The sequence below is a fragment of the Indolivaga alginatilytica genome (assembly GCF_003201355.1).
Classification (GTDB): domain Bacteria; phylum Bacteroidota; class Bacteroidia; order Bacteroidales; family Dysgonomonadaceae; genus Dysgonomonas_A; species Dysgonomonas_A alginatilytica.
Window position 1 is genome coordinate 114,297 of sequence record NZ_QICL01000002.1, and the last position, 18,563, is coordinate 132,859.

The window sequence follows — 18,563 nt, forward strand, 5'->3', positions numbered from 1 at the left end:
AATATACCGATACAGAAAAACAGGTCTGCGACCTTAAAAGCAAAAAATAAACATCAAATAAATATGGAAAGTAGCGCAAAAAAGAAAAGTCCTGTGAAGAAAATCTTCAGTATAATTGGAGTAGTTCTTATAGCAGTTGTAGTTGTTGGTATTTTTGTTTTCCTGTGGAAAAAAAGCCAACCCAAAGAAGTTATCTATGAAATTGTAGAAGTTGTCGAGGGTGATATTGAGAATGCAACTGTTGCAACAGGAAAGGTTTCTCCCCGTGACGAAGTTCTTATCAAACCACAAATTGCAGGTATCATAGAAACCGTTTTAAAGGAGGCAGGCGATTTTGTAAAAGCAGGCGAAGTAATTGCTACCATACAGGTTGTTCCCGAGTCTGCTCAGTTGAGTGGTGCCGAATCGCAACTGAATATTGCAAAGATTAATTTGAATTTATCCAGTGCAGATTACAATCGTCAAAAACAATTATTCGACAAAGGAGTAATTGCTAAAGAGGAGATGGATAAAGCTGAGGCAGATTACAAAAAGGCACAAGAAGATGCCGAGAATGCAAAAGATAATCTGGATATTATACGTACGGGAGTTTCTAAGAAAACGGCAAAATATAGTAATACTCAGATTCGTTCTACGATAGACGGTATGATTCTGGATATCCCTGTAAAAGTAGGTAACTCAGTAATCCAATCTAATAATTTCAATGAAGGAACTACTATTGCTACAGTTGCAAACATGAGCGATATGATTTTTATCGGTAAGGTCGATGAAACAGAGGTAGGACGTATACATACCGGAATGCCTATTAAATTGTCGATTGGAGCTATTGATAATAAGAAATTTGATGCATCGCTTGAGTATGTTGCACCTAAAGGTGTTGAAGAAAACGGAGCAATCCTTTTCGAGATTAAAGCAGCTGCCCAAATTACGGATACTATAAGTATACGTGCAGGTTACAGTGCTAATGCCCAGATTATTGTGGCTAATGCAAAAGGTGTATTAACAGTGCCCGAGAGTACGGTGTCTTTCAGTAACGATTCTGCATTTGTCTATATCCTTAAAGAAGAAACTCCGAAACAAGTATTTGATAAACAATTTATAAAAGTAGGATTATCGAACGGTATCAATATCGAAGTTAAATCGGGGTTGACCAAAGGTCAGAAGATAAGAGGTAACGAAGTAGATGAGAAAGCACCTAAGCCCGAACAACCTAAGTAACCGCTTTAAAGTAACAAAAAGGTCTTAGACCTTAAAAATACGATATAACTCTATGAAAAAATATATTATAGCTGTAAGTTGCCTATTGTTGAGCTTTAGTATGCAAAGCCAATCGGCTTGGGATTTGAGGAAATGTATTGACTATGCCATTGAGCACAATATAGAAATAATGCAACAAGGTCTACAAGTTAAAGGAGCTGAAGTAGACTTGAATACTAGCAAGAACGCCCGATTGCCCGATTTGACGGGAGCTGCCGACCAAAGTTTTAGTTTTGGGCAGACTCGTAATGTAACTTCGGGTATTTACGAATCAAAAACAGCATCTATTACAAACTTCTCTTTTGCCACAAATACTCCTATTTTTACAGGATTCCGTATACAGAATCAAATAAAAGCAAATGAGTTGAGCTTATATGCTGCTATGGCAGGTTTGGATAAAGCTAAAGAAAATATGGAGTTGCAAATTACATCTTATTTTCTGGAGGTTCTATTTAAAAAAGAAATACTAAAGGTATTTAAAGAACAAGTATATCTAACCCAAAAGCAAGTTGATAGAACTTCTATTCTGGTAGAGACCGGTAAAGTTGCAGAGTCTCAGCTATATGATATAAAAGCCCAGCTTGCCAAAGACGAGCTGAATGTAACTACATCCGAAAATGATCTTCAACTCAGCTTGTTGAACTTATCTCAGGCTCTAAATCTTCAGACTTTTGAAGGTTTTGATATTGAGGCTCCTAAATTGACCGAAACTTTAATGGTGGAGGATGTACTGGCAGGTTTAGTGAAGCCCGATGCGGTATACGATCAGGCGGTACAAACCAGACCTCATGTGAAAGAGGCTCAGTTTAATGTCGAAAGCTCTATGAAAGCCTTAAAAGTTGCTCAGGCGGGATATTGGCCAACACTTAGTTTTGGTGCATCTTATGGTAACGGGTTTAGCCATGTTTACGATTCATCAATTACTCAACTGTCTATTGGTAGTCAGCTGAGAGGCAATTATCGTATCGCTTTGGGTTTAAATTTAAATATTCCTATATTTGACAGGTTCGACACTCGCAATAAAGTACGTCAGGCTCGTTTGACTATCGAAAATCAGCAGTTAATATTGGAGAATGTAAAACTGGCACTCTTTAAGGAAATACAGCAGGCATATCAGAATGCTACTGCGTCGCAAGCTAAGTTTATATCCACAGAGAGAGCATACGAAGCTGCGGCAGAGTCATTCAAATATGCAGAGGAACGTTATCAGATAGGAAAAACCAGTGTGTTTGAGTATAATGAGGCCCAAACTAAGCTCATAACCACTAAATCGGAACAGATACAGGCTAAATATGACTTTGTATTCAGAAGTAAAATATTAGACTTCTATCAGGGAAGAGAGATCACTATGTAGTATATGTTAGTAATGATTGCAAAATAAATAAGGCTACCCGAGGGTAGCCTTATTTATTTTATAGCCAATAATAAAGAACTTTATTATTACATTATTTAAACAAGAAAGATGCTGTTGTATTGTTTACAAACTTGGCAAATTCCAGATCGTAGATTGCATTTTGTTTCAAAGAAGGGTCAACCTCAAATGCTGCACCTAAGTGTTGTGCTACACCGGTTGCATCATTTGTACGGGCAGCTACTATTGCTTCCAGGTAATGAGTCATGCCGTCTTTGTTGCTGATACTCTTCAAGGTTTGTTCTGCCTGATTGTAATTCTTAGTCAATATTTGAGCTAAAGCCGCATTGTTCGATTTTGTGTCACCAAATGCTTGAATAGCTTTATTATAGTCACCTTTTTTTAGATATAACAAACCAAGAGCTTCATTTGAAGTATTTGCTTGCGATCCGTTAGCAATCAATTGCTCGGCTTTAGCGATATCTCCATCTGCCATAGCTAACAAACCAAGATTCATGTTTGGTTCGGGAGCTCTATTATTTATTTGTTGAGCTTTAATAAATGCTTTTTGAGCAGCATCTATCTGACCGTTTGCAAAATAGAAAGCACCCAAGTTGTTCCAGCCTCTGTAATCTGTAGGGAATCTTTGAGTCACAACAGTATATATTCTTTCTTGAGGTGTGCCTGCTAATGTTGCAGTATACAGTAATTCGTTTGCAGTCAAAGTAGATGGATTTGTATTGAATGCTTGTATCAGCTCACTGTCGGTTCTTCCCACTGTTTCAACATTGGCAACCAAACGTGAACGTCTCAATTGAGGAAGTATAGTTTCTGCAAGATCTTTATAGATCACAGAGATGTTTTTAATCTCACGTTCTCTATCTGCAGGATCAGTATACATCGAAAGTACACGCAATACAAGGTCTTTATCCTGAAGGCTTGATGCTTCTACCAGTTTCTTGAAACCTTCCCAGTCTTGAGCTGTATAATTTGCGTATACATTTGTATTCACATTGTCTTTCTTGAATTCTTTATTCAAATATCCGGTCGTGTTTTTTTCACGTTGTGCTGCTAATTTAGAGTTTAACTCGTAACCTCCGTCGGGAGATGCATAAGCAAGAACTTCTACATTCACGTTTTGTCTTGGATTATTATCGGCACTTTTTACTAAACTTTTCCATGCTGCAAGATTGTTAGAGTTCAATTCGCTTGATCTAAGTTCAGCTTGTTGGATAAGGAAAAGAATATTAGCATCATAAGCGTCTTTTATTAATTTTTGGAAATCATCCGGAGCATCTGCCGGAGTATTTGTCAAAGCATTTGCCAGTGCTGCTGTTGTAATTAGTCCTTCTGCAATTTTTACGTCAGGAAGAGTGACCGGTTTGTTTTTGACAAGAGTTGTAAATCGTAAATAGAGTGCAGGGTTAGCCATTTCCGGATCGTAATCGAACTCAGATTTGATTGTAAAAGGGGCGCCTTGTTTTTGAAGGACAACAATGCCATTTCCTGCTATATTTTCGCCTTGATAAGTAACAGGTGTACCTAATTGTTCTGAAACTCCCCACTTCAATACCGGTGTAATAATTATTTCGGCATTCTTGTTGAACCATTTTTCAGGAAATTTGCCATTTACAGTTGCCGGGATTTTAGAGCCTTGAACTTCTAACGGACTAGGTGTTACACTGAAAAGTGATGGCGAGAGGGGTGTTAATTTGCTACTACACGACACTAAAATGATGGCAAATAATGCAATCATAGTAGACCGAAATAGAATTTCAACCTTGTTTTTCATGTCTTTTGTTCTTTTATAATTAATTTTAGTTCATATTTATATAATAACGCATCATATGCATTACTTGTTTACTAAAGATACGAATAAATATATTAATCTATAACAATGGCTGTAATTAATTTCGAATACCTAAAAGATTTTTTAGATCAGAAGGTTCTACTGTATAATCGTCCTCAATTCATAGACAATGACCCTATTTGTATTCCGCATGCTTATTGTAAACGCGAAGATATAGAAATTATGGGATTTTTCGCTGCTATTTTTGCCTGGGGGCAACGCCCAACTATCATAAAAAAATGTAAAGAACTTTCACAGCGTATGGATAATGCGCCATATGAGTTTATTACAGAGCACGAAAATAAGGACTTAAAGCAATTACTGGGATTTAAACATCGCACATTTAATGATACGGATCTTTTGTATTGTATCGATTTTTTCAAAAGACATTATTCTGTATATTCGACTTTAGAAAGTGCATTTTTTCCCAGACAGGATATGACTGTAGAGCAGGGGTTGAATCATTTTCAGAATTCTTTTTTTGATGCACCTGATGCACCTTCCCGTACACGTAAGCATATCCCTAATCCTTCTCGGAAATCGGCTTGTAAAAGATTAAATATGTATTTACGTTGGATGGTCAGAGATGATGAGCAGGGTGTTGATTTCGGATTGTGGAAAACTATCCGCCCCAAAGATCTGATTTGTCCTTTAGATTTACATGTAGAACGTACTGCCAAGAAAATAGGGTTGCTGTCTCGCGATAAGCCTGATTGGGCTGCAGCAATGGAACTCACTGAAAATTTGAGGTTATTGGATGCAAATGATCCGGTTAAATATGATTTTGCATTGTTTGGTATTTCAATCGAAGAAAAGTGTGTGATGGATATGAGTCCTAAATCTTAAATGTAATTATCTTGTCATTAAGCAGATTGGCGTTAATTTAAGGTTTCAGGCCATTTGTTGCATACTCTTTATTTAAATACTTTGACTAGCACTTTTACAAGAAATGTAAATACACGATTTTTTTTCATCACATCGACAATGTATTTGTAATCGCTCATTTCATGAAAGTGTTCATAATCACTCTGTATTGATCTAGGGATGTACTCATCTAAAACAAGAGTCCTTTCATTCTTGTGGGTTGCTGTTAATTCAGGGTTTGTGCTCAGTCCGTTCCATTCGAAAAGAACAATATCAACATCAATAAATAGGGGTTGTTCATTATGTAAACCTATTGTCTGAAGAAAAAACTTCCAGTCAGAGGTTATTTTTAAACTTTCGTCATATAAGCCGTAGGTGTCAAACAAATCCCGACGGATGAAAGTTGCCTGATGTTTTATTGTACCCCAATAAAAGTCGAATAAAGTTAGGTTTCTGTTCAAACAGGGGACCTTTTGAGTATAACTCCCAAAATCGTTAATCTGGTGTCCGTTAATAAAAGGGGCAGTATATGTTTGTGTCTCAAAAATATCTTTCAATACATTGTCATCGGCGAAAGTATCAGCAGAATTAAGAAAATAGCAGTAATCACCCGTTGATCGGTTGATTCCTTTGTTCATTGCATTAAATATACCAGTGTCTTTCTCACTGATCCAAAATGATATCTTTGAAGAATATTGTTTTATAATATCTACACTATTGTCTGTTGAAGCGCCATCAATAATAATAAACTCATAATTAGTATAAGTTTGTTTAATAACGCTTTTGATAGTTTTCTCCAAACCATCTGCATTATTTCTGTTTACTGTTATGATCGATATTTTATTCATTCTTGACAAAATTAAAAAAAAAAGTGGCATTATTTGCCACTTTCTTTATATATCGGTATGTCTTTGTCTATTAAGTAATGCAAAATGTTTATTGCTATATTTAAAACCAGTCATCAGTTTATAGGATTTGCCTATTCGTAACTTGTCTGTTTACGACTTGTAACAGTTTGATTATGATTTTACTTGCCAAAGAAATAAGTAGGTTTACGACCTTAAATATAATTATCGCCGTATTTAAGTTTGATGTCAGCTACAAATTGTTTGATGCGTTGTTCTTGATCTTTCTGACAAATTAGAAGGATGTCATCTACTTCTGCAACGATGTAGTTATTCAAGCCCTGAATAACAGCCAATTTTCCATCGGGCAAAGCTACAATATTCTCTGAACTGTCATAAAATAGAGTTTCACATTTTAAGGAAGCATTTGCGTCTTTGTCTTTATCTGAGATATCGTGTAAGGAACCCCATGTACCAAGATCAGACCATCCGAAATCTGCTATTATAACACAAACGTTATTAGCTTTTTCCATTATTCCATAATCAATAGAAATACTTGGACAATAAGAATATTGCTCTTTTATAAAAGCTTGTTCTTTGTCTGTTGTATAAATATCCTTTCCTTGATTAAAGATTGTGGCAACCTCTGATAAATTATCATTGAATGCTTTTATTATTGTCTTTACACTCCAAATGAAAAGGCCTGAATTCCAAAGGAATTCGCCACTTTCGTAAAATATTTTGGCTAAATCAAGATTCGGTTTTTCTGTAAAAACCTTAACTCTGTTAATATCGCCAACAGTCTCCTCGTCAATTTGTATATATCCATATCCGGTTTCGGGTCTATTCGGCTTGATACCTAATGTTAAAAGAATTTCATGGTTATCCACAAAGCCTAGTGCCTTGTTTATAACAGCTGCAAATTCATCTTCTTTTAATATAAGATGGTCGGAAGGAGCTACTACAATATTAGCATTGGGGTTTATCGAGTTTATATGATAGCTTGCATAAGCGATACAAGGGGCTGTGTTGCGTCGAAGCGGTTCTAATAGTATCTGGCTGGGAGATAACTCAGGTACTTCCTGCATCGTAAGCTCGGCATAACTCTCATTAGTTACAATAAATATATTTTCGATTGGCAGAATCTTCTTGAACCGATCTACTGTCATCTGCAGAAGAGAACGGCCTGTACCGAAGAAATCAAGAAATTGTTTAGGACGAGCTTCGCGGCTAAAAGGCCAAAAACGGCTGCCAATACCGCCACTCATAATTACACAATAACTATTTTTATTGTCCATGGTCTAAAATCTGGTATGAATTTATATTTATACGTGTATCTTACATAATTAAGACGTAAACAAATGTAATATATTTTATGCATAGAAAAAAAAATACTTCTTTTTTCAAAAAATAGGGCAGAAGTATGGTAGTTTCGAAAATATATCTATCTTTGCACTCACAAAAAATGCCCAGATGGCGGAATTGGTAGACGCGCTGGTCTCAAACACCAGTGGATTCACTTCCATGCCGGTTCGATCCCGGCTCTGGGTACTGCATCGGAGAAAGTTGAAAAACTCTCTCCGCTTTTTGTTTTTACCCGTCGTAACTTATCTCATTGTGTTACAGCTCAGGTGTATTTATTTTCAAATAAATCATATCTTTTAATTGTTTCCCATTTTCAAACATTTCATGGTCGTAATTATCTATGAAAAAGTCTTTTACCGTATGTGAATAAACAAATCCGAACTTTTTGTAAAATGATAATATTTTATCGTCTTCGCCTGTGCCAAGTAATAGTGTATCACATTTATCTTTATAGTATTCAATTATATGTTTTATCATTAAGCTTCCGTATCCTTTCTCTTGTTCTTTTTCGTAAGTTGCAATATTTTTGATTTCGCAAGTATTTTCATTTTCTTGTGTTACGACACAAACCGTTTTTAAATCAGTATCATATAATGCAAATAATTCGCCTCTTTCTAAATATTTGTGAATCATGCTTTCCTGTTCATCGCCCAATAGAAGCAAGTTCATAAAGCGTCCTTTATTCTCTATTATTTTTCTAATTTCCATTTTATCAGAATGTTTTTAATAAAAAACAATATTAATGTAAATAAATGATATTTCAATCTTGGCGGCGGTCTTTTGATTTACGGTTTCGGAATCCACTCTCTCAATTCATAAATTAAGTCTGAATCTTCAAAAGATTGGCTCGAGAATGGAACGGTTAAAGGTGCTCCGAAAGCCTAATAGAGAAATCTGTCACGCTTTTTTTAATGGACATACCCATCAATTACAGAAAAGGGAATCCAATTGTTATCCACTTTTTTAAACACATAGGTTGTACTTGTTTCTCCACCTGTAATCAATTCTATAATGGCATATCTAAAATCCAAAGAAAAGATAGGGGTAGAAAATTTGAAATATTTTTTGTTTTCTAATATTGTACTTTCATCTCGTTCATCCCATTTTTTTTTAGTTTCTTTTTCTATTCTGCTTTTTGACCACCATCTTTTGACTGGGACAATGACTTCATTATGTTTTTTGTTATGATTTAAACTATCTAATACTGATTTCGATGTTTTGAAGGGTATTAGATTGACAATTTGTAAATGAGTTGCAAATTTTGGTATGTCATTATAAGAATATAAATTTGCTCCTTCTATTTTGTAATTATACCAACTAATCCTATCCAAACTATTTGATGAAGATAGAAATTCAGATAATTTAAAATCAGGGTTGGCTTGAATGAATTTTTCTAATTGAGGATTGCAAGAAATAGTACGTTTAAGGTCTAATATAAAACTTGAATCAATCAAATTGTAATATTTAAAATTCTTAGGTACAATCGTTTTATATGCTACATTAACTAATTTCTCAATCTCACTATTTTGGCTAAAAGAAAAAATAGAATAAGATAAGAAAATTAACAATATGAGTTTCTTCATAGAAAATAGTATTTAGTGTACACAAATATACAATTTACGGTTTCGGAATCCACTCCCTCAACTCATTAATAAAGTCTAAAGCTTCAAGAAATCGGTTAGAGAATAGAATAGTTAAAGCTTTGTATGCAATTTGTTTACGGGCAAATATGGTAGGTTCTCGTTTTGGCGGGGTGCAAAAAAGGTGTAAAAACTGACAGTTGGTTCAAAAACGCACTTAATCCGATAAACTCAATAAATATGTTTTAGTTCTTCTTTCCATGAGTCGATTTCATTTCTAAATTCTACTATGTTATGGTATTGTTGAGATCTTACCGTTTTTTCAATCTTTACTTCATTTTCAATCTCTTCATCATCAAAATCCATTATTTTCATACGCCTTATGAATTCAGGTTTAAAGTCGTCTGTGATTGAATTTTCCCAACCTCTTTTTAATATATGCTCTTCTAGAGGTTTATAATAGACGATTCCGGTAAAAACATCTTCGTAACGATATTTATCCAGTGTCCATCCTTCGGGAGTCCAGTCAAATTTCTCTTTTCCAAAAGGTGTATTTTTTAAATCAAAGCCCATGTTTGTTTTGCCTGTTAATTCAAAAATGGCATCCCACTTCCCGTTTTTAATCAGCTCATATTTATCCCATCCGTTTGGATGCCCCGGACTCATAATGAAAACAGATGCAATCCTGTTTTTATATTTATCATAAAGGTAGCGACCTGTATTTTTTCGTATTTCTGTTTCTGTACGATGTGTGTCTTTTAAATATCCATGTCTGGAATTCATTATTACAAGCGCTTTCTTTTTTCCGTTTCTGTAGGTTTGAATATTTGTATATTGTTCTATAAAGTTTTGTGCCATTAACGAATCTCTTACTGCTAAAATCGGATCGATAGTGGCATATTCTTCCGGAGTCTTATAATTAGCCCAATCGAATTCTATATCACAGCCATATAAGTGTATCTTATTTTTGTTTGGTAAATTTTGATTTAAATTATACAGGTTATATATCAGCCAAGGATAGCTGTAGCAATTCCATAGGTGCATGGTGTTCCCTAATTGATATAGTTTAGTGGTTTCTTTATATGCTTGAATAGTGTCATATCCTTCGTGGACAAGGAAGTTGTTTATTGGGGAAGAATTATTCACACAGCAGACTTCCAGATAAATTGCTCCTACATTTTTGATAAAGTAAGGATCTTTAATAACATCTAACAATAGGTTGTATTGTTCAACTTCCGCATGATTTCTTTCGCTGAATACTACAATATCTTTTTCTTTGAACAGTTTTATGATATAATCCTTCGCTGACGTCTTTTGCTCTGTTATAAACTTAAAATATTCATTGTCGTTCTGACCTTGTAATTGAACAACATATATAATACAGAATAGAGTTAAGCAATATCTTCTAATCATATTTATTTAAATTTCAGACTTTAATTTATATCATCTCCCCATATTCTTTTATTCTCTGTTCACAAATACGTTTAGTAATATCCCGAAGAAGTTCCACTTTGACCAACAAAGCATCAATATCCCCCTTCGTAACCAAGAACTTAGGATTATACCGAGCCTCTACATAAGCGTCTTTTAAGAGAGTAAACAACCGCTTCTCCTCCGCTGTATGCTGAGGGAAGACCTTTGCCAAATCTTCAGAGTAATGCTTAACCGACGAAGACAGTTTAGCTAAATTATGTTGCTTATTACTTCTCAACGTAAAAGACAAACGGATAGCATGATAATAGTTTTCAGAGGCTTGGTGAAGTTGAAAAGATGACATCTTATAATCTTCATATTCATAAGCTGATTTTGCTAGTCTAAAGAAGCTATTCGCATTTTGAAACTTGTCATCAAAGTACTCTTGTGCCTGTAGCTGTATCTCCCTAAAATTTAATTTTCTTCTTCTGGCAAGTTTAAATTTACCGCTGTCATAAAGGATTATCCCCTCCTGCTTTAACTGCGTATAGAAATACCTGCCCTCCTCCAGCTGATTGTTAAGCGTCTTAATATCCTCGTTGATAAACTGAACAGGCGTTTGCGTTTCAGGGTTTTTGTAATACAGATTATCTATATTATCCAGAGCATGCGAAGCTTTCTTATTGAGTATACCGCTTGTAACAACCAGTATATCATAATCGGACATAAACAAAGTAGGTATACCGAACTCTACACGCTCATCAAATTCCACATATTTCCCTGTAGCATAACTACCGTAAAGAATAATCATTTCGGCTTGTGGCAGGCGCTCCCTTATCTTGCTGACAAGAAAATATAAATCTTCCTGTTTACGCTTGGGCAGATGTGATATGGATTTTTTCATGAAAAAGTATTTTGTTACGAGCAAAAATAGTTAATTATTAGCAAACAAAAGTTTGCAGCGACCCTATAATTCCATATAAATATAAAGCAGATATAAGTAAATGAAAGTATTTGATGTCATATATCTTTAAGTAAACGAGTTGGCAGGTAAACAAGGAAATGTTGACTGCTCACTGTTAACTGATTTATACTTAACCAAGTAATAAAAAGGTCTTAGACCTTAAAAAAAAGAAATAACTTTTATATTTGTAATAATTAAACTCCGGCTGTGATTTTTATTTGCCCCACGCACACTTGCAGGTAAATAACACCGACCCCGCAGACGAGGCACAAAGCTGAAACTATTAATCACAAAGGCTTGCTATTCTTAGCAGGCTTAAAAGCGGATGTTTATGAATCAGAAAAATAATGATTTCAAACACTTGGTCGGACACGCATGTTCAGCCCTTCCTTTGTCTCACTTAGCAATAAAAGAGAAGTACAACAACTATCCTCTATGTCTGATAAGGTATATGGAAAAAGGTAATCTCATGGATTATGTGGAAGTCGGTTTTGACAAAGAGAATGTCTCCCTGACCTTTATTATGGACAAAGAAGACAAGTGCTGTTCAGCATCGATCCATTTCTATGAACCCAAAGATGAAACCTTGTTTATCATCTTTTTGCGTCAATACTCAAAATATTACAGTTACAGGAAAAAGTGCTGGATATTGAAAGACTCTATTTATTGTAAAATAGAAGAGAGTGAAAGCACACACTTCTATTTTTATAAAATGCCGGTTTCATAAAAAAACGAAGCAGAATCTTAAACTAAGAGGGTGTGTCAAGAGTCTGAACAGAACACAAATTACACTGAAATAACAGAAAATACAGATTTTTTTTTATTTCGCTATTTAACAGTGATTTATGAAATACAAAAATCTGTGATATCAGTGTATTCTGTGTGCTGGATATCTTATGACACACCCCCCTTGGTTTAATTCATCACTCATTTCTCTTTGAGCTTCTCAATCTGCTCCTTCAAAGCATAATCAATTATAATACAATTGCAGTTTCGCATAAATCATAAAACAAACAGATTTATGAAAGACTTAAATTCTTATATTTGAGCAATCAAACTTAATAAAATATATGAAAAAGATTGAACCAATTGCCGAAAATACAAACTATACAGCTGTTAATATGGGAAGTCTCGATGAAATAAAAGACCACTCATTAATTCATCCCAAGACACAACAACTGATTGAAGGAAAGGTTTTTCTGAAAGAATCAACAAAATCTACAGGAACCGAAATCTCATTTAATACGCTACCGCCTAAGACCGAATTATCATACTTCCACATTCATACGAACAATGAAGAAACATACATCTTTCTAAAGGGTTCGGGTGATTTTCAGGTTGACGAAGATTGCTTCCCTATAAAAGAAGGAAGTGTTGTAAGGGTTTCACCTTCCGGAGTAAGAGGATTGCGCAATTCTTCGGACGAACCAATGGTATATATGGTTATTCAATCAACAGAAGGCTCTTTGGGGAAATATACCACAGAGGATGGTAGGCGAGTAGACCATGAATCGAAATGGAGTTTATAATAACTTCATCATTTCCGCAGTGTGAATAGCTTCCAAAGAGTTGTTCACACTCAGTTTTTGAAGAATATTTTGTCGGTGCCTGTTAACAGTATTGATACTGATGTTTAACCGGGGAGAAATTTCTTTACTCAGAAGACCTTCCTTGATAAGTTTTAGTATCGCTTTTTCGCGTTCGGAAAGAATAGAAGCCCGCTCTTCATATAGAGATATAGTAATAATTTCGCCGGTCTTATTATTTGTAATTTGGCTGTTAATACCTATTGCCGGAATCTGATTTGGAGATAGGTCATACTGGCAAAGTGCCAGCCACATATTTTCACAAGGTGAATTTCGCAGTATCTGAGTCTGATTAGCGATATACTTATATACACCCTCTCCGTTAAGCATTCTTATTCTGCAACTCGAGCGGTATCTTAGTCGTTCAGCAATGGGCTGATTGCACAAAAAACGAAAGAACTTTAATTCCAGCATGCGTTTATCCACTAAATCTTCGGGATGAATACGGTGATATATACAATCTTCATCCAGAGATTCAATAATCTCTTGTGATATATCTTCAGGGGAAAGACCCAAAAAATCACCAAACGTACCGATCGAAAAGTAACTCCTGTTTGCCGCCAGATCGGTAAGTACAGCACATCCGTTATTTACTTCTGTGAGTGACTGAATAAGCTTCCGGCAATCTTGCAATGTCTTATTATCGAATAAGCTCTGATCGAAACTTTGTATGGAAAATGCTTCTTCAAGTTCTGCTTTTAATACGTCCATAGTGATTCATGATAGTAGATGGTTATAATTCAGTATTGTACTGTCGATATCCAATACATACATTTACGTAAAAATAGAAAATCGTACAACATTATGCAAATAAAAGGAATTAATCCGGAGGAGAGAGTTGTTTTTTTAGATTACCTCAGAATAATAGCTTGTTTTATGGTAATCATGGTGCATTCGTGCGAGTTTTTCTTTATAGATGGAGACTCTATCGGCATACGGAATGCTTCGGACGGGTTTTGGGTGAGTGTTGTCGATAGTTTTTTCCGTTCCTCTGTTCCTCTCTTTGTTATGGCTTCTTCTTATCTATTATTACCATTGAAAGGTAATAATACGGAAGTTTTTTTTAAACGTCGTTTTGTAAGAGTTGTTATTCCGTTTGTGGTATGGTCGTTGCTTTACGCAATTCTTCCTTTATGTTGGGGAGCGGTTTCATTAGCGGATGTAAAATCAAATCTGATACAGTTGTTGACTAATTTTGGTGCAGCAAGCGGTCATCTTTGGTATATCTATATGCTTATCGGGCTTTATATGTTTATGCCTGTATTATCGCCTTGGCTTAGAGAGGCCTCTAAGCGAGGGTTGCAGTTGTTTCTGGCTGTTTGGTTTGTTACTACATTTTGGCACTACGCAAAGTTGATTGTCGGGGATCTTTATGGTGAATGTTATTGGAACGAATTTCACATGTTCTGGTATTTCTCGGGATTCATCGGTTATCTGGTATTGGCGTATTATATACGTACTTATATCGATTGGTCTTTGAAAAAGAGTTTGTGTATTGGTGGTACGTTATTTATTGTGGGTTATCTTTTTACTGCTATTGTTTACTATCAACGCACATTTACCGCAACTCAATTACAGGAGCTTGAATTAAGCTGGCGTTTTTGTTCTTTCAATGTTGTTTTTATGACCTTCGGAGCTTTTGTTATACTGAAAAAAATAACATTCCAAGGCAAGTGGTTGTATGGTATTGTTCGTCAACTCTCAGGATTGAGTTATGGAATATATCTTATGCACATATTTCTGCTTGGCTTTAGCTATAATCTCATAGGAGGTCATTTTTCGACTCCGGTCACCATTGCTTTGGTGGGCGTCAGTACTTTTACCAGATGCTGTATTCTGGCAAAACTGATTTCTTACCTGCCGGGTAGTAAATACTTAATCGGGTAGTGAATGAAGAGAATATAATTATAGTTATAGCAGAAAGGGAAGGTAATCCGATCGGATTACCTTCCCTTTTTAGTTGTAAGACTATATTATTTTGAAGTAATAGCTCTGTCCAGAATAGAAACCATTCCTCCTAATCCCACTTTATCACCTGTATTTCCTTCAATAAGAACATTTAGTTGATAATCTCCTGCTAATGGAGGGAATTCAGCAACAAAGTCGGAAGCTTCCGCTTTATCTTTGGTTCCTATCAACTGTCCATTAAGCCAGATTTCAGCCTTGCCTGTTAGATTTCTGAAAAGAATTCTGCCGCCTTCGGTTTGTTGAAGTTTATAGGGTGTAAATGTCGATCTGTAAACCTGATACTTTCCTTTTTCCAAAGTCTGTAACTGACCGTTACGGATTGGTTCCCAACTGTTCATGTCATTATCCGAAAGTTTTAGATTTGGATCGGGACGTGAGGTTGTACTGGGAGACAACAGCCATTTGTCGAGTACCAGAGTAGGAGATACTCTTGCTACGAATGGAATCTGTGCTACTTGCCTTACGGGAATACTTATAGTTGCCGATTTCAGACCTTTGCTCTTAGCTGTCACTATCACATTACCGTTTGTATTCTCGTTACTTTGAATTATTGCCTGAGCTAACCCGTGATAAAGGCTTCTCGTTGTAGCTTTATCCAATTCATGTGAGTTCGGATCTCCGTTGCCAACGCCAATCAGTTTTCCATCTCCCGATACTTCAAACTCGATAAGCATATTTGCTGTGGGTACAGGTCTTCCTTTTTTATCTAATGCCTGTACAGTGATAGGCATAGCATCCCATCCGTCTCCGTCGATAGAAGAGCGATCAGCAATTAACTGAATACTTACAGGTTCGTCTGTAGTCTCTACTTTCGTACGAATTACTTCTTTGCCACTTCGATAACCGATGGCTTCCAGTTTTCCGGGTTGATAAGGTATATCCCACGAATTGAAATTGTATTTATCTACATTTTCTTCTGCAATGGTTTTGCCATTCACTATTAGCTTAACTTTATCAAGATTGCTGATAGCCATTACTTTTATATTCTTGCCAATACTGTCAGCAGGCCAATTCCAATGAGGCTCTAAGCGAAGAATAGGACGATCTAACCAGAAAGCCTGATAAATGTAATAAGCCGATTTCGGGAATCCGCATAAATCCATGATTCCGAAGTTTGAACTTACAGTTGGCCATGCAAATGGGGTGGGTTCTCCTTTATAATCGAAACCTGTCCATACAAAGCAACCTGCCAGAAACGGGCGTTCATTAATATCTTTCCACGATTTTCGGTGAGTTGTGCCCCAATCAGGGTGCTGTGTATCGTACGAATCTAATAGGTTTTTACTGTGATCTGTCACGTATTGTCCTCGTTGCATTACGCACGATACATCTTCCGAACTGGTGAGACACATATGAGGGTTTGCTTTTCGAAAATCGTCATAAGCGTATGATTGGTAGTTGAAGCCTACAACATCAGCAGCCTGCGATACATTTATTTCAGAAAATAACCCACCATTCATTGCTGCAGTAACGGGGCGTGTGGTATCTAATTTTTTTACTTCGGTCGACATACGTCGTACCATTTCATAGCCTATTTCTGTTCCTTGCATGGGCTCTTCATTGAAAACCGACCATAGGATAACACTCGGATGGTTACGGTCGCGTTGTATCAGCCATTGCAATTGACGTATATATTCGGGTGATGAATTGAAGTTGCGGTTTTCATCCATAACCATAATACCGATGCTGTCGCATGCCTCAAGAAACTCCCTTGATGGCGGATTATGTGCACAGCGATAAGCATTCGATCCCATCTCTTTCAGTTTACGTAAGCGAAATTCCCAAAGAGAATTGGGCATAGCAACGCCTACACCTGCATGATCTATATGATTACAAGTCCCTTTAAGTTTCATCGGCTGGTCATTCAGATAAAAGCCTGTGTCTTTATCAAAACGAATGGTGCGGAAGCCACATTTGGTGGTAGCTTCATCCAATAGCTTTCCATTTTGTTTCACCTTAGTTTCTACTGTATATAAATAAGGATCATCCACTGACCATAAATGCGGATTGCTTACAGGGATAGATAATGATGCTATTGCCTGATCGAAAAGCTTTACCGAGGTTTTGTTAGTGTTCTGTGCAATTTGCTTTCCCGATTTGTCAAACACACTTACCTCTACTTCTATGTTTGAGACATTACCTTTTCCTGAATTCTGTAATGTTATTTCGGCAGGAATCTCCCAACTACCGCTTGCTGTTTTTACAGGGTTGGCATATACTCCATCGGTAATAATATGAAGTGGCGAACGTTTTACCAGCCATGTGTGGCGATAAATACCTGCACCCTCGTACCACCATCCTTCTTGTGCTACTGCATCTACCCGAATGGCAATTGTATTTATTTCATCGCCATATTTTACAAGAGGAGATACATCAATGTATGATGAGGTATATCCGCACCAATTGCGATGCACAACTGTGCCATTCACCCAAATAGTGGCATGTGTTGCAATACCATCAAATTGAAGTTCGAGATGTTTGCCTCTGTCTGAGTTATCCAGTTTGAAGTGACGACGATACCATCCGTAACCTCGTTGTTTGTAACCTTGTGACAAGTTTTCGGTAGAGTCGAAAGGCATTTCTACTGCCCAATCGTGAGGTAAATCTAGTTCACGCCAGCTTTTATCATCATAGCCGGGAGCTGCTGCTCCTGTTGCCCGAGCCGCCTTTGTGCTCGTATAGGTAGCGTTATGACCTTTAATTATTGGAAAGGGAATATCTCCCGGATGAAAGCGCCATCCTTTATCTAACGATAAACGCTCGTTTTTTACTGCCAGTACTGAATTTTCATTGTTACCTTGTTGAGCGAAGACCTCTAGGAAAAAGCAAAGAACGAGTACTAATGAAAAGGTTTTTTTCATAGATATTTAGTATTTATCAATTTCTGAGTTGTGGCTTAAAGATAATACATATATCTATCCTATCCTATAATTCGTATGTGAGGAGTTAATTATTTATTAGTTTGGCTAAGGTTTACTTCCAGTCAGATTTGGTTATGACATATTTATACTCAATACTCCAAACGCCTTTACATATAAGTCTTTCTTCGAAATCGGACGATTTAACCATTCCGATGGATTCCATCAATCGAATAGAGGCTGTATTCTCAGAGTCGGTGATGCCAAATACTTCATTAATCCCTGAGATGTTAAAATAATAATCGCAGAGCAAATTTAATACTTCCTTTGCAAATCCTTTATGCTGATAGTCAGGTGAAATATTAAATCCGATCTCAGCTTTACATTCGGCAACACATACAGCACAATCTCCTATAAGTTTATTGTCTTGTTTGTTTATTACAGCAAGACCGATCCATTCTCCTTCTTTATCGAGGTCTGAATCTTTATTTTTATCTATAAAATCGGCGGTTTGCTCTTTTGTAAAAGGTTCCCAATATTGATATCGGGCTACCTCTTCTAAAGAACGATACGAATATATGGCTTCGAGGTCGGTTTCATGGATGCTTCTAAGTAAAATTCTTTGAGAGCTAATGGGGCTATTTTCCATTTTTGGTGTCAATG

General features: G+C 36.2%; 16 protein-coding genes and 1 tRNA gene. 7 read left to right on the forward strand and 10 right to left on the reverse strand.

From position 1 onward, the window contains the following. Positions 1–63 precede the first annotated feature (63 nt). The gene (locus CLV62_RS03180; RefSeq protein ID WP_110309350.1) at positions 64–1,218 is read left to right on the forward strand and encodes an efflux RND transporter periplasmic adaptor subunit; all 1,155 of its coding nucleotides are present in this window, start codon (positions 64–66) and stop codon (positions 1,216–1,218) included. A gap of 52 nt (positions 1,219–1,270) precedes the next feature. Beyond that, the gene (locus tag CLV62_RS03185) at positions 1,271–2,611 is read left to right on the forward strand and encodes a TolC family protein (protein ID WP_110309351.1); all 1,341 of its coding nucleotides are present in this window, start codon (positions 1,271–1,273) and stop codon (positions 2,609–2,611) included. A 91-nt stretch (positions 2,612–2,702) separates the two neighbouring features. On the opposite strand, the gene CLV62_RS03190 is transcribed toward CLV62_RS03185, so the two are convergent. Then, a complete protein-coding gene (locus tag CLV62_RS03190; RefSeq protein WP_110309352.1) occupies positions 2,703–4,400 on the reverse strand; it encodes a tetratricopeptide repeat protein in 1,698 nt (565 codons plus the stop codon). Positions 4,401–4,505: 105 nt separating this feature from the next. On the opposite strand from CLV62_RS03190, the gene CLV62_RS03195 reads away from it, so the two are divergent. Beyond that, positions 4,506–5,303: a TIGR02757 family protein gene (locus tag CLV62_RS03195; protein ID WP_110309353.1), complete on the forward strand. Its 798-nt coding sequence runs from the start codon at positions 4,506–4,508 to the stop codon at positions 5,301–5,303. A gap of 68 nt (positions 5,304–5,371) precedes the next feature. Here the strand turns inward: CLV62_RS03195 and CLV62_RS03200 are convergent, their stop codons facing one another. Together CLV62_RS03200 and CLV62_RS03205 are read right to left on the reverse strand one after the other, a co-directional pair. Then, on the reverse strand, positions 5,372–6,169 hold the full coding sequence (locus CLV62_RS03200; RefSeq protein ID WP_170120006.1) for a glycosyltransferase family 2 protein: 798 nt from the start codon (positions 6,167–6,169) through the stop codon (positions 5,372–5,374). A 212-nt stretch (positions 6,170–6,381) separates the two neighbouring features. After that, positions 6,382–7,464, reverse strand: a complete 1,083-nt coding sequence (locus CLV62_RS03205; RefSeq protein ID WP_110309355.1) for a mannose-1-phosphate guanylyltransferase — start codon at positions 7,462–7,464, stop codon at positions 6,382–6,384. A 169-nt stretch (positions 7,465–7,633) separates the two neighbouring features. Here CLV62_RS03205 and CLV62_RS03210 point away from each other — a divergent pair. Beyond that, positions 7,634–7,717, forward strand: a tRNA-Leu gene (locus tag CLV62_RS03210). Between the two features lie 69 nt (positions 7,718–7,786). Here the strand turns inward: CLV62_RS03210 and CLV62_RS03215 are convergent. The 4 genes from CLV62_RS03215 to CLV62_RS03230 form a co-directional block, all read right to left on the reverse strand. Next, positions 7,787–8,239 (reverse strand): GNAT family N-acetyltransferase, encoded by a 453-nt coding sequence (locus CLV62_RS03215; protein ID WP_110309356.1) that lies wholly within the window; start codon positions 8,237–8,239, stop codon positions 7,787–7,789. 200 nt (positions 8,240–8,439) lie between these two features. Then, positions 8,440–9,114 carry a hypothetical protein gene (locus CLV62_RS03220; RefSeq protein ID WP_110309357.1) on the reverse strand — a complete coding sequence of 225 codons (675 nt, stop codon included), beginning with the start codon at positions 9,112–9,114 and terminating at the stop codon, positions 8,440–8,442. 228 nt (positions 9,115–9,342) lie between these two features. Further along, positions 9,343–10,524: a TraB/GumN family protein gene (locus CLV62_RS03225; protein WP_110309358.1), complete on the reverse strand. Its 1,182-nt coding sequence runs from the start codon at positions 10,522–10,524 to the stop codon at positions 9,343–9,345. 25 nt (positions 10,525–10,549) lie between these two features. Continuing rightward, entirely contained in the window at positions 10,550–11,428 is an 879-nt protein-coding gene (locus CLV62_RS03230) for a HEPN domain-containing protein (RefSeq protein WP_110309359.1), read from the reverse strand. A gap of 391 nt (positions 11,429–11,819) precedes the next feature. Here CLV62_RS03230 and CLV62_RS03235 point away from each other — a divergent pair, with 391 nt between their 5' ends. Together CLV62_RS03235 and CLV62_RS03240 are read left to right on the forward strand one after the other, a co-directional pair. After that, a complete protein-coding gene (locus tag CLV62_RS03235; protein WP_110309360.1) occupies positions 11,820–12,215 on the forward strand; it encodes a hypothetical protein in 396 nt (131 codons plus the stop codon). Between the two features lie 343 nt (positions 12,216–12,558). Continuing rightward, positions 12,559–13,017, forward strand: coding sequence for a cupin domain-containing protein (locus tag CLV62_RS03240; RefSeq protein WP_110309361.1), 459 nt, complete (start codon positions 12,559–12,561; stop codon positions 13,015–13,017). Here the strand turns inward: CLV62_RS03240 and CLV62_RS03245 are convergent. Then, on the reverse strand, positions 13,012–13,785 hold the full coding sequence (locus CLV62_RS03245) for a response regulator transcription factor (protein WP_110309362.1): 774 nt from the start codon (positions 13,783–13,785) through the stop codon (positions 13,012–13,014). The genes CLV62_RS03240 and CLV62_RS03245 overlap by 6 nt on opposite strands. Positions 13,786–13,878: 93 nt before the next feature. Between CLV62_RS03245 and CLV62_RS03250 the strand changes: the two genes are divergently transcribed. Beyond that, positions 13,879–14,961, forward strand: a complete 1,083-nt coding sequence (locus CLV62_RS03250) for an acyltransferase (RefSeq protein WP_110309363.1) — start codon at positions 13,879–13,881, stop codon at positions 14,959–14,961. A gap of 86 nt (positions 14,962–15,047) precedes the next feature. Here CLV62_RS03250 and galA read toward each other — a convergent pair whose 3' ends face one another. Beyond that, entirely contained in the window at positions 15,048–17,903 is a 2,856-nt protein-coding gene (gene galA / locus CLV62_RS03255; RefSeq protein WP_245903986.1) for a beta-galactosidase GalA, read from the reverse strand. Positions 17,904–18,015: 112 nt separating this feature from the next. Further along, positions 18,016–18,549, reverse strand: a complete 534-nt coding sequence (locus CLV62_RS03260; protein WP_110309365.1) for a GNAT family N-acetyltransferase — start codon at positions 18,547–18,549, stop codon at positions 18,016–18,018. Positions 18,550–18,563 lie beyond the last annotated feature (14 nt).